General features: G+C 58.6%; 8 protein-coding genes and 1 pseudogene. All 9 read right to left on the bottom strand.

Going from position 1 to position 12,709, the window contains the following annotated elements; genetic code table 11:
- Positions 1–82: 82 nt before the first annotated feature.
- Positions 83–1,483 carry an amidase family protein gene (locus ACYCVF_RS35970; RefSeq protein ID WP_459607528.1) on the bottom strand — a complete coding sequence of 467 codons (1,401 nt, stop codon included), beginning with the start codon at positions 1,481–1,483 and terminating at the stop codon, positions 83–85.
- 128 nt (positions 1,484–1,611) lie between these two features.
- Entirely contained in the window at positions 1,612–2,652 is a 1,041-nt protein-coding gene (locus ACYCVF_RS35965; protein WP_459607530.1) for an ABC transporter substrate-binding protein, read from the bottom strand.
- 955 nt (positions 2,653–3,607) lie between these two features.
- The gene (locus tag ACYCVF_RS35960) at positions 3,608–3,754 is read right to left on the bottom strand and encodes a hypothetical protein (protein WP_459607532.1); all 147 of its coding nucleotides are present in this window, start codon (positions 3,752–3,754) and stop codon (positions 3,608–3,610) included.
- Positions 3,755–3,824: 70 nt separating this feature from the next.
- Positions 3,825–4,997 (bottom strand): annotated as a pseudogene (locus tag ACYCVF_RS35955) (amidase); the annotation flags it as partial.
- Positions 4,994–5,197: a hypothetical protein gene (locus ACYCVF_RS35950; protein ID WP_459607534.1), complete on the bottom strand. Its 204-nt coding sequence runs from the start codon at positions 5,195–5,197 to the stop codon at positions 4,994–4,996. The gene ACYCVF_RS35950 and the pseudogene ACYCVF_RS35955, both read right to left, overlap by 4 nt.
- 33 nt (positions 5,198–5,230) lie before the next feature.
- A complete protein-coding gene (locus ACYCVF_RS35945) occupies positions 5,231–6,268 on the bottom strand; it encodes an ABC transporter substrate-binding protein (protein ID WP_459607536.1) in 1,038 nt (345 codons plus the stop codon).
- Between the two features lie 743 nt (positions 6,269–7,011).
- The gene (locus ACYCVF_RS35940; RefSeq protein ID WP_459607537.1) at positions 7,012–8,058 is read right to left on the bottom strand and encodes a dipeptidase; all 1,047 of its coding nucleotides are present in this window, start codon (positions 8,056–8,058) and stop codon (positions 7,012–7,014) included.
- Positions 8,059–8,883: 825 nt separating this feature from the next.
- Positions 8,884–10,071, bottom strand: coding sequence for an acetyl-CoA C-acyltransferase (locus ACYCVF_RS35935; RefSeq protein WP_459607539.1), 1,188 nt, complete (start codon positions 10,069–10,071; stop codon positions 8,884–8,886).
- A 395-nt stretch (positions 10,072–10,466) separates the two neighbouring features.
- Positions 10,467–12,563 (bottom strand): 3-hydroxyacyl-CoA dehydrogenase NAD-binding domain-containing protein, encoded by a 2,097-nt coding sequence (locus ACYCVF_RS35930; RefSeq protein WP_459607541.1) that lies wholly within the window; start codon positions 12,561–12,563, stop codon positions 10,467–10,469.
- Between the last annotated feature and the right edge of the window lie 146 nt (positions 12,564–12,709).

The following is a 12,709-nucleotide window of genomic DNA, read 5'->3' as shown; positions in this document are numbered from 1 at the left end:
CAGGACGGGAAAAGGATCCGCATCAAGTTGACCACTACGTGGCTCGAACTATGTCGAGCCCACAGCTGAGTGGGGCATATCTTCAGTTTATCGGATCGATTGGCGATGGGGGCACCCCGCCCGCCTCAATCGCCTCGCCCGCGAGCAAGCAAAGGTCTTCGCGGTAGCGCCCTGACACGACCTGCACGCCTACGGGAGCGCGGCCGACGAGGCCTGTCGCGACGCTGAGCGCAGGCAGGCCCATGAAGGGAATGGCGATCTGCGTCAATTGTGCCCGCCAGACCCTTTCGAAAGCGGCCTCGTCCTTGAGGTCGAGATTGTCCGCAAACGGCAGTTCGGCCGAGATCGGAACCAGCAGCACGGCGTATTTTTCGAAGAACTGTAGCCACTCGCGGGTCAACGTGGCGCGCCGGGTCAACGCTGTCAGATAGGATGTCGCGTCGAATGGAAAGACTTTCGTCCGATGGCCGCGCAAACAGGCGAGCGCGCCGGGATCGCCCTCCCGCTCGGCGTCGGCCAATTGCGCCTCAAAGGTATATCCGAGCCACAGCTTCATCTGCAAATCGGCGGCCTCCAGCATGGGCGGCGTATTCTCGATTGTTTCCACCGTCCAACCAGCGCGTTCGAGCCGCTTGCCGGCATCGCTGATGGCGGCTTTCACTTCGGCCGCTGTCTCGAGGCCGTCCGGATTGAGACACAGCGCAGCACGCTTTGGCGTCGGTGGACCTTCCAGCGGGGCTGGAACCCAACAAGGGTCGCGTACGTCCCTTGCAGACATTGCGGCAAGCGCGATGCGCACGTCGTGGATCGTGCGCGCAAGCGGACCGGAAACCGCCGTAAGCTGCCCGCCGATGCTCCATTCTGGTCGCGATGCGTTGAAGGCGGCGATTCGTCCTATAGTCGGCCGCAAGCCATGCACGCCGCAGGCGTAGGCAGGGTAGCGGATTGATCCCGCGATGTCGGTACCGTGCGCGATGTGCCCAATGCCGGCGGCAACTGCTGAGCTCGCGCCACCCGAAGAGCCGCCCGGCGTCAGCAAGGCGTCGCGCGGATTCTTGGTGTCGCCATGGATTAGGTTGGTGGTGAAATAGCGCGAGCAAAACGCAGGACAATTGGTGCGCCCTAGAATGAGTGCACCAGCTTTGCGCAGATTGTCGACCACAGGATTATTGCTTCTAGCGATCGCGTCGGCTAGCAGCCTGACGCCGCTGGTGTTCGCAAAGCCTTCTTGATCGATACAATCTTTGACAGTGATTGGCACGCCGGCCAGTGCGCCGATCGTTTGCCCACGTGCAATTCTCCCGTCAACCTCGGCGGCCTCTTTCAACACCTCCTCGGGCCGGTGATCGATGACCGCGTTGATCTTCGGATTGACTGCCTCCAATCGCCCCAGCGCGGCCGTGGCCGCCTCTTTGGCCGAGACTTGCTTCGATTTAATCAGGATGGCGAGTTCGCCGGCCGATAGGCGCCAGAGATCTTGCATAAAGCTGCTCCGCTGGAAGAACGCGCGATCATGAGTCGATGACACGATGTATCACCGTAGACGCTTTGCCATTTCTCAGAACCAATCGAGCAATGGCGCAGTGCGGGAGGGAGATATAGCCGTTCACCTCACGTTAGGAGCCACTCTTTGAAACGCTTGTCGAGCTCGACGAAATGATCGCCCCAATATTGGTTATCCGTAATCACGTTCTTGGGATTGTCCAGATCGGCGCTCCAGCGCTTCGCCTCCTGGTCCATGAGCTCTTTCGCACCCTTTGCGGATGGAATTCCAGCAGTTTTGTTGGAGATCAGCGCCTGGCGGTCCGGTCTGGTTGCGAATTCAAGGAACCGCATTGCGGCCTCCTTCCTCTGGGTACCCTTCACCACAGCAAAGTATTCAACGGTCAGGATACACTGGTCGCGCGAGAAGCTAATCGAAGCGCCAGACTCTTTCGCGGCCTTGGCTCTGTTCACGTACGTGAGAGTGTAGTCGGCTTCGTTAGTCTGAAGAAGCGTAATCCCTTGAGCGGTTTCCGCGAACCAGCGTTTCACGTATGGCTTAATCCGCTCGAGCGCCCTAAAAGCGCGGTCTATGTCAAGCGGGTACAGCTCCTTTGGGGCAACACCATCGCCAAGCAAGGCACCTTCGAGCAACTCATTAGCATGATAAGAAATGAGGGCACGGCGCCCGGGAAAGTTCTTGACGTCCCATAGCTGCCCAAAGTCCTGTGCCGGCTGCTTTGTTCGGCTGGGGTCATAAGCAATACCTAACGTCTGATAACCTACGGGGGCAGCAAAAGGAGGCGGCTTCGCAACAAACCGCGAAGGATCAAGTATTTTTTGGTCAATCGGCTCCCATAAACCCTGGTTCGCACCCGCATAGATCGCAGGCCCGCTGAGGTCGACTATGTCCCACTCAATGTTGTTGGTTGCGACCTGCGCCTTCACCCTCGCCAAGTCTGGACCGGTAAGGTATTCGACAGAGATTCCAGTTTCAGCCGTGAAGGGCCTGATGAGAACCTCCTTCACGAGGTCCCCCCAACTCCCGCCCCAGCTCACTAGCGTCACTGAGCCAGCAGCTTGCGCGCGACGCGGCCCGACGAAGGGAGCACTCAGAGACAACGCCGCACCCAGCTTCAGAGCACCTGTCAATACGTCTCTACGCTTCATGCGCCCCTCCGAAAATTATTCGTATCAGAATACGATACTTCATATTTAGGTGATCCGCAACTCCATTTTCATTTGAGATTCCACCCAACGGGTCCCAGAACAAAGGTCGGATAGAGAGATCAGACATCGACGTCGACGCTCAACGTACGTCGCCTTGACGCGAGCGTAGATCGGGACCCCGGTAGCTTCCTGTTGATGAAGAAGCAATAGGGCTGCTCGCCTCTGCTGCTGGTGAGGAGATGATGTGGCGCGATTCTAGCGTCGCTTACTTGCGCGGGATCGCCGGCGGCCGTTTTGGTGAGCAGGTAAGTAGGCAACGGCAAATGGGCCCAACAATGGCAACAATCTTCAGCTACAGAGGCCACGCCCTTCAAAATGTACCCGCTCGAGTCGCCTCCTGCCAGCATACGTTCTGTCGCGATGATCCGGTTGAGGGGTGCAGCCGTTGGCGCCTTCGCGCGACGACCACTGAAAAGTTGCCCTTAGGAAAAGCTTCGCAGAGCTATGTCCAAACTTCCCCCGCAACACGCAAGAAGTTCTCGCCCATAATCCCTCGCAGATCGTCTACAACTATTGTCGAGGCGCTGGAAGGTGATGGCCCCTTAACGCCGTCACGACCAAGTCGGGTCGTGCCAGGAAAGATCGGCAGCGTTCCTCGACGGATTTCATCCGGGGGAGGATCGCTTTGTCCGTCGAACGCCAGAATAATCGTCTTGCGCGAGCTGCTCCGGCATTGGATGCTCGCCTTGGATACCACGTGCTGCGCTTGAGCCCATGCATGGCAGGTCCGCTCGCTGCCAGCTATGAAGTTCGTTTGGTCGTTCGTCCGAAAGGATTGGCCGGATTAGCGCGACGGCCTCACGCAGCGCCGCGCGTGCACAGGCTAGCCTGAAGCAGGCTGGTAAGCACGTAGTCCCCCAAGCATCGATCGCGAAGCGCATGCGTGCTCCATGCTTTAAGCCAACACCGAGGGGCGGCGCCTGTGCCAATCGGTTTGCTGCTGATAAGCGTCGGCCACTCTGAGCAGGTCAGCCTCGGCGAAGGGGCGCCCGGCGAAGGAGAGGCCTATGGGCAGCCCATTTGGGTCGAAGCCGCAGTTCACGCTGATCGACGGCAACCCCAAGTAGTTGAAGAAAGCGGGTGTTGGTGCCCAACAACAACGTGGGCTCGGCCTCAACCAGAGTCGGTACGCAGGTCCGGATCGTAGGCGTGGCCAGCACGTCGACGCGGCCGAACACCTCTTTGGCGAACACGGCTAGGAGCGGTCCGCGCCGCGACAAGGCTTCGACATAGTACGTCGCGGGGATAGCGTAGCTCGCATAAAGCCGGCTCGAGATTTCCTGGCCGGAATCCTGCGGACGCTTGCGCATCCACTCGGCATGGATGGCAGCCGCTTCGACCCTGGCCACGAAGCTGGCATAGGACAGGATCGCGTCGACAAAGGGCAGCGCGATGCGTTGGACCTTGGCGCCCCGTTTGGCCAACCCCCTGAGCGCCTCCTCCAACGCGAGCGCAACTGGCTGATCGGCCTTATCCAGGAAATACGTCGTGGGCACGCCGATCTTGAGCCCCTCGATTTTACCGTCGAGTGCCGCCTCATAGTTCGGCACCTTCTCGTTCGAGCTGGCGGGATCCAGAGGATCATGCCCTGCGATGACGGTGAGAATGCGCGCACAGTCGCGGGCAGTGCGGGCAAGAGGGCCAGCAGTGTCGGTAGAGAAGGGGAGCGGCATGACTCCGGCGCGGCTGACCCGAGTCTGGGTCGGCTTGATGCCGGTGACGCCGCAGGCGGCCGCAGGAACCCGGATCGAGCCGCCGGTGTCGGACCCGAGGGACGCAAACGTCATGCGCGCGGCCACTGCCGCTCCCGATCCATAGGAGGATCCACCCGTCACGTAAGATAGGTTCCACGGATTACGACAGTCGCCGAATTCCCTGTTGTGCCCACTCCCGCCCATCGCGAACTCGCCCATGTCGAGCCCGCCAAAGCTGTAGGCGCCCGCCATTTCCATGCGAGCGAGGACGGTCGCAGTCACGTCAGGCACCAAATCCTTGCGGATTCGCGAACCGCAGGTGCACGGCTTGCCCTTGCGGTAGAAAATGTCCTTATGCGCCATGGGCACGCCATGCAGCCGGCCGAGCTTAGCGCCTTTCTTCACCGCTTGATCGGCTTTGCGGGCGGAATTGCGGGCGCCCTCGTAGTCGAGCCAAATGGTGGCGTTGATCTGCTTGTTTGCGCGCTCGATGTTGGTGAAGCACGCATCCAGGAGCTCGACCGAAGAGAGCTTACGCTTCTGGACCGCCGCCGCGGCCTCGGTCAAGGTAAGATCGGCGGGGCCGCTCATGGGGGCTTTCCCTTAGCTTGGATGAGTGCCAACTCGAAGCTCGCCGGCTCGTCCTCGAAGCGCAAGGAGCCTCGCAGGCTCTCGAGCTTTCGGATGAGATCGGCGAGATCCGCAGTCATGCGCTTTGCATGCTCAGTCGGCGCTGAGATGCCATGCCAGGCGTCGATCCACCACTCAAGGCGATCGATAAATTCACTCATTCCGCTCTCTGTGATGCTCTCGCCCCGACATTCTTACGTCAGGATCCACTCCTTGAAACGCTTGTCGAGTTCGAAATAATGATCGCCCCAGTACTCATCGTTCATAAGCACGTTCTTGGGATTGTTGAAATCGAAGATCCAGGGCCGCACCTTCTCGTCTATCTGTTGCTCGACACCTTTTATTGCCGGCGATGCGCCGTACTTGTTGGCGAGCAAGACCTGCTGCTCCGGCCTGGTGACGAACTCAATCAATCGCATCGCCGCTTCTTTCCGCTTACAACCTCTCGGCACAGCCCTGTAAGCCATTCCCCCAAGGCGCTGGCCGAAAGACAGATCGATCGTGACGCCTGATCCGCTCGCTTGCCGAACCCGGCCGCCATACGCGTAGGTATAGTCGGCTTCATTCGTCTGAATGAGAGACACTCCCTGCTGGGGTTCTGCGAACCACTTCTTGACGTCCGGCTTGATCCGTTCCAGCGCCTTGAAGGCGCGACTAACATCAAGCGGATACAGTTTGCTCGGGTCAACGCCGTCCGCAAGCAACGCGACTTCAAACAACTCGTTGGCATGATAGGAAATAAGCGCGCGACGTCCGGGAAAATTCCTTACGTCCCAAAGCTGGGAAAAGTCATTCGCCGGATGCTTCGTGCGGCTTGGATCATATGCGATGCCACCAACCCAGATATCAGCGGGCACAGCAAAAGGAGGCGGCGTGCGAACGAAACGCGCAGGATCGATTATTTTGTGATCGATCTCCTCCCAAAGACCGTCCTTCGCGCCCGCATAGATCTGACTGCCCAACTCCACTACGTCCCACTGAACGTCGCCAGATCCGACCTGGGCCTTCACCTTCGCCAACTCCGGGCCCATGATATATTCGACGGAAATGCCGGTTTCCGCCGTAAATGGTTTGATCCAGTGTTCCTTAACGAACTCACCGAAGGCACCGCCCCAGCCTGCGTATGAAATTGTTGTCGCAGCTTGAGCGCGACGAGGTAGGACGAGCGGAGCACTTATAGAGAAAGCGGCACCGAGCTTCAGAGCGCCCGTTAGAACGTCTCGACGATTCATACTAATCCCCCCCCTCACACCATCTTATATTTCTTTGTAATACCTTATATCGTTTCTGCTGAACCGCAAGAACATTTTGGTCCGCGAGAGGGCGCGAAGAATTTCGGAAGTGGGGCCGCACCACAGTGTCGACAGTTCGTGTCGGAGCGTGCGAGTGCGGGACCGACTTCACGGTCGGAAGGCACGGCACGCTCTGATATGCTCGTAGCGCGGGTTCTCCACCGCAAGCTTGCCCTTGAAGCCCAATGGAGGCCTGTTAACCCGTCCAGATAAGACCTTCCGTTGGAACGAAGGACAGCATCGCTTGCCTCGCACTATGACCTTAAGCCCGTCGCGGCCGGCAAGATCGAGCCAAGCGTGGTGTGGATCCAAACATGATCCGGCGCCTGGCGCTCCATTGATCCTAGCATGGGTTATCGGGAGCTCCTTTGTTAAGCGAACGAGTGCAGGCGGAGCGATGACAATGTGCGGCCTTACACAGGCACCACTCGGCGCGCGTCTGCCCGTGTGCGCGAGAGGGTCCGACCGGCTCGGCTAAGCGACCGGCTTAGCCAGAAGACGGACCGTTGTTGAAGCATCCCGCCATGAGAAAGCCGCCGCTGGGTGGCCCGGCGGCGGCTTTTGTATTCACGACAGCTAAACCGCGCGAGGCAAAGGTTAAGCCCTCAAAAACTCGGCGGTTACTCGCCCAGACCGGCGAATTGCGTAGCTGCACTGATCGAGTTTCGGAGAGTCAAGCCCAACTACTTCCAAACCTGTGCCGCAACACGCAAGAAGTTCTCGCCCATGATCCCCGTTACATCATCAACACTGTAGCCCTTGTCAAGCAGCTGCTTCAAAACAAGCGAGAGCTCCGCAGGGTCAAAAAATCCCCAGGGCTGCTCAGCAGGAAGTCCCATCTTAGACGTATCACCAAGGAGCAGATTATCGATGATCCATTTGTTGTCAGCCGGAGTCGAGTAGTCCAGACCGAGCGCAACGTGCTTCGCCCCCACGAGCTGAGCCACATAATCGATTTGGCGAACAAGTGCATCCGCAGTGCACTTCTTTGCATATTGTTCCCCCATAAAGGGCCCCACACCGTGGATCCCAATAACACCCCTATTCTCCGCACAAGCTTTGATTTGATCGTCCCGAATATTCCTCGGATGATCCGACAATGCCCGCGGATTTGAATGTGAAAATATGCAGGGCTGTGTTGAGGCGGACATCGCATCCATTGTGGTGCGATATCCCGTATGCGAACAATCAACAATCATACCCACACGGTTCATCTCGACTATCAGAGCTTTTCCAAATTTTGATAGACCGATATCGTTCTGCTCCGCCTCGAGACTGCCCGTTCCAACATTGTTGTGGTAATTGTACGCCAACCCCATCACACCAACGCCTAGCTTATAATAGGCCCCAACATTGGCAAGGTCGCGCCCCAGCGCTTCCGATCCCTGAAAATTAAACCGGATCGCAAGTTTACTATTTTTCTTTGCTGCCCTGATGGCTTCGACAGAATCGACTAGCGTGAATTTGTCCGCATGAAGGCCAATGCGATAGCGCCAATTAGCTAGTCTGGAATAGATCTGAGACGGTGCTGCTTCATCATCTCCCGCCATGGTGAGCGACAGAAATGAAAACCCGTTCCGTCGGTGCGCTTCGATGTTCTCGACGTGGCTGGCCGAAGGCGTGCGATCACCGGCAAGCGAGCGCGGGAGCAACATGTCACACAAAATCGCTTCACCGAGCCCGGGGATGTCGGAAAATGCTGCAGCAATAGGCGTCATATTTTTAATCATGATGTTGTCCTTCGTCCCGTTCTAGACCAAACAGCTGTTTAGTTCCGGCCCCGCCTCGCAAGATGAGCTCAACAATGGCGTCAGCCACGTAGTCGTGTGAACCCCAAGGTAGCGCATCTGCGCTTAGTCCCCGGATCCAGCGCGGCGTCAGAAATGCAATGAGAGCGCGCTCGCCGAAACAGCAGAACGTTCCAAGCCTCTGACGCCATTTGCCTCATTGAAGACTGTCATGCCGCGGCGATCGTCACCGAGTGTCGCAGGCAGGCTAGTGCCGCATCAACAAACCCAACCACGCCCAGACTGGCTTGAGGGCCGCCGTATTCTTCAAAGGAGCGATAGCGATGGGGCACAAGTTGCTCCTGCGAGCGAACTTGAAGCGGTTGCTCCCGCGGCTTGGCCGCCAGACCAGCCGGCGGTGCCGATCTGGATCCCGAAGAGGTCATGCTGCAGCAGTTCCTACGGCACGCCGCGCGACTTTTTGCTGGTCGCGCAGATTGAGAACCGCATTGCTCAATTTGCTGGCGTCGTTACCACTCGACTGCATTCTGATGCCATAGCCATATGACCGAAAGAATATTACTTTAGTAATACATCGTGTTGCACGTCAATACACTTCTGCGGCAATGCCAATTCACCCGTTGTTTGCAATACGCCGCGAAGGAGGTTTCGTCCGGCTCTCTTGGCTCGATCAGGCGGCCAGGGATGAAACAGCAAGGACACAAGCAGCCCCGGTCCCCGCGAATGGTCGCGGAAATTGCGCCGCGCAGACGTCCCTAATCGTCTTTGGACGGAGCGCGAGATTTAAAACACTCGCGCTCCGTTCTGCTAGTGGACGATCTCGAACAAACCAGCCGCGCCCATACCGCCGCCGACGCACATCGTGACAACCGCGTATTTCGCTTTGCGGCGGCGGCCTTCGATCAGGGCGTGGCCGGCTAGCCGGGCGCCGGACATGCCGTAGGGATGCCCGACTGAAATGGCGCCACCATTGACATTGATTTTGTCCGAGGCGATCCCGAGTCGGTCGCGGCAATAGATCACCTGTACCGCGAAGGCCTCATTGAGTTCCCAGAGATCAATGTCGTCGACACTCAGTCCGTGCCGCTTTAGCAGCCGCGGCACGGCAAACGCAGGACCGATGCCCATTTCATCCGGCTCGCAGCCGTGGACGACAAAGCCACGGAAAATGCCAAGCGGTTTCAGACCTCGCTTGGCAGCCTCCTTGTCGCTCATGACGACACTGGCGCTGGCGCCGTCCGAGAGCTGGCTAGCATTGCCGGCGGTGACGGTGAAGCCATTGCCGCGCGCCGGCTCCAAGCTAGCGAGACCTTCGGCCGTAGTGTTGGGGCGCGGCCCCTCGTCCTGCGTAAGAGTGACATCCTTCAAAACCAATTCGGGCGTCGCCTTGTCTCTCGTGAGCATTTTGGTCGTGATAGGCGCAAGCTCCTCTGCGAACTTGCCATCCCGTTGCGCGGCTGCAATGCGACGCTGGCTCTCCAACGCATATTGGTCCTGCATTTCGCGGGAGATGTTGTAACGCTTAGCCACAACCTCGGCGGTGTCGATCATGGGCATGTAGACTTCACTCTTGATCTTCAAAAGTGCCGGATCCTCAGCGTGGAAGGCGTTCATTTTGTCGTTCTGGACGAGTGAGATAGACTCGCCGCCCCCGCCGACTGCAATCTCAATGCCGTCAAAAATTACCGATCGGGCGGCCAGTGCAATCGCCTGTAGTCCTGAAGCGCATTGGCGGTCAATTGTGGTGCCGCCGACGCTAACCGGAAGACCAGCGCGGAGCAGCGCCTTGCGTGCAACGTTGCTGCCAGTTGTGCCCTGCTGCATCGCGACGCCGATCACCACGTCCTCCACGTCCTTCGGTTCGACCTCGGCACGAGCTACCGCCTCCCGAATAGCGTGACCAATTAGCGTCGCCCCCTCCGTGGCGTTGAGCGCGCCGCGATAAGCCTTGCCGATGGGGGTGCGGGCGGTCGAAATAATAACGGCGTCGGGCATAAACGTGCTCCTGTTGCGAGTTGTTGAACTAACGCGGAGTTGGATCGCTCTAAGTCGTGCTGTATGCACAACTTTGTGACGCATCAACTCGGTGATTGGCGTGTGCGGCAGATCGGCAATTTGCTCGTCGCTGCAGTGAGTTCATGCTTATCGAATCGAGCAGGCGGGAGACGCGCCGCTCTTGCCTTTGGAACGGAATGGTTCGCCGGGATGGACCATGAATTGAGAAAGCCACGGGCTGTTATTTTGCGGCGATCCACGAGCGACGCTCCTGGAAGCGTGTGCGACCTATTTCTTCCGCGGATGCGGCAAACCGCATGATTGGAGTTGTCAGTAATTTCGGGTCTTGTCGTTCGGGATATCCCGGAACGATATCTGGCGAAAGCGTCGGCCCATCAGGGCGTTCTTGAAGGCGCCGCAGCGAGCGAAGCAAAGGCCTGCCCTTGAGCTGCAAGCCGCTTGAGCAGCGGCGTGGGCTCAAGTGAGGGATCGTTCGTCTCCTTGGCATAGAACGCGAGCCGGTCAGCGATATGCTTCAGCCCGACTTGGTCGGCCCAATACATCGGACCGCCGCGATATATCGGCCAGCCATAGCCGTAGATCCACACCACATCGATGTCGCCCGGCCGCGCCGCAATGCCTTCATCAAGGATCCGCGCGGCCTCGTTAATCATAGGATAGTTTAAACGCTCGAGAATCTCTTCGTCGCTGATGGTCCGACGCTTCCGCCCTAGCCGCGTCAGCGTCCGATCAATCAGCTTTTCGACTTCGGGGTCCGGCGTCGGCGTCCGAGAGCCGGCTTCATATTTGTACCAGCCCTTGCCGGTCTTCTGGCCAAAGCGCCCGGCTTCACACAGTGCATCCGCTATCTCGGATTTAATGCCTTGATCCTTGCGCGAAAGCCAACCGATATCCATGCCAGCCATATCGCTCATCACGAACGGCCCCATTGGCATGCCGAATTTGGTCACGACCGCATCGACCTGCTGCGGTAGCGCGCCCTCGAGCAGCAGCTTTTGCCGCTGCTTGTCGCTCTGATCCCACATGCGGTTTCCGACAAAGCCATGGCAGACACCAACGACCACTGGCACTTTAGCGATGGTGCGCGAAATCGCCACTGCAGTCGCCAGGGCTTCCGGCGCGGTTCTCGAGCCGCGCACGATCTCGCACAACTTCATCACGTTCGCGGGCGAGAAAAAGTGCATCCCCAAGATGTCCTGCGGACGTTTTGTTTGGGCGGCAATGCTGTCGATGTTGAGGTACGAGGTGTTGGAGGCCAGGACCGCAGCAGGCTTGGCGTATTGATCGAGCTGGTCAAATATGTGTTTTTTGATGGCCATGGTTTCGAACGCTGCCTCGATAACAAGATCGGCGTCCTTGACGTTCGCTATGCCGACCACTCCGTCGATCAACGCCATGCGCTTGACAGGGGCATCTGCCGGGATGCCGCCACGCGCCGCTGTCGCTTCCCAGTTCTTCTGCATTATGCCCATGCCGCGCTTAAGCTGCTCCTCGGCGGTCTCGACCAGGGTGACGGGAATACCGGCATTCGCAAAGGCCATAGCGATGCCGCCGCCCATTGTGCCGGCGCCGATGATGGCGACGCGTTCGACGGGACGTGGCTTCGTTCCCGCCGGCAGGCCCTCGATTTTTCTTGCTTCTCGCTCTGCGAAGAAGGCGTAACGCTGAGCCTTGGACTGGTCGCCGGCCATCAGCTGGTTGAACGCATCGCGCTCCCTCTTCAGCCCTTCGTCGAACGGCAATTTGATGGCATAACCAACAGCTTGAGCCGCAGCGAATGGTGCTTCCAGGCAGCGACACCGCGTGGTCATAGAGGCAACCGCGTTAGCAAAGATCGAGCCATCGGCCTTCGCGGCGGCAAGTCTTGAGTCGTCGTCGCGCAGCTTACGCAACGGGCGCTTCTCGGCCAGTACCTTGCGCACGAAACCCTCGCCGCCCACCACTGGACTTTCGACGATCTCCTCGATCAGACCGCTATTGAACGCTTCAGCCGCAAGGATTGGATCCCCCCCGACAATCATTTTGATCGCAAGCTCAGGCCCAACTGCGCGCGGCAGGCGCTGCGTGCCCCCACCGCCCGGCAAAAGACCCAGCTTGACCTCTGGTAAGCCGAGTTTCGCGTCCTTCGTTGCAACGCGAAAATGGCAAGCTAGCGCCAATTCAAGCCCGCCGCCCAGGGCAGTTCCGTGGATCGCGGCCACAATAGGTTTTGGCGAATTCTCCATCATCGCCAAAGTCTCGTCCCAAGGCGCCTTTTGCGGCTTGCCGAACTCAGTGATGTCGGCGCCTGCGATGAAGGTGCGGCCGGCGCAGGTAAGCACGATGCCTTTAACCTCAGGATCGGCGATAGCAACTTCCATGGCTTCGTGAATGCCGTTTCGCACCGCGACGCTCAGCGCGTTCACGGGAGGGTTATTGACCGTGACGACCGCGATTGTGTCACTACGTTCAAGCTTGACCAATTCGCACACGCTGCGCTCCTAGCTAATCGCGAATTTCATTGAAGAATTGAGACGCTGCAGTGACGCCCCCGGCCTACTCCAGCAGTCCTGGTAGTCAGCCCCAATTGCAACTACGCCAAATCACGGCACAATCTTCTGCAGGGATATTGGGGCAA

Source organism: Bradyrhizobium cedriense (assembly GCF_054602315.1).
Note: the sequence above shows the minus strand (reverse complement) of the source record. Positions and strands in the feature narration are given on the sequence as shown.

What these genes read in the sequence shown, in the direction of transcription:
- ACYCVF_RS35970 (WP_459607528.1), bottom strand. Translation starts at nt 1,483, where the DNA reads ATGCAAGATCTCTGGCGCCTATCGGCCGGCGAACTCGCCATCCTGATT.
- ACYCVF_RS35965 (WP_459607530.1), bottom strand. Translation starts at nt 2,652, where the DNA reads ATGAAGCGTAGAGACGTATTGACAGGTGCTCTGAAGCTGGGTGCGGCG.
- ACYCVF_RS35950 (WP_459607534.1), bottom strand. Translation starts at nt 5,197, where the DNA reads ATGAGTGAATTTATCGATCGCCTTGAGTGGTGGATCGACGCCTGGCAT.
- ACYCVF_RS35945 (WP_459607536.1), bottom strand. Translation starts at nt 6,268, where the DNA reads ATGAATCGTCGAGACGTTCTAACGGGCGCTCTGAAGCTCGGTGCCGCT.
- ACYCVF_RS35940 (WP_459607537.1), bottom strand. Translation starts at nt 8,058, where the DNA reads ATGATTAAAAATATGACGCCTATTGCTGCAGCATTTTCCGACATCCCC.
- ACYCVF_RS35935 (WP_459607539.1), bottom strand. Translation starts at nt 10,071, where the DNA reads ATGCCCGACGCCGTTATTATTTCGACCGCCCGCACCCCCATCGGCAAG.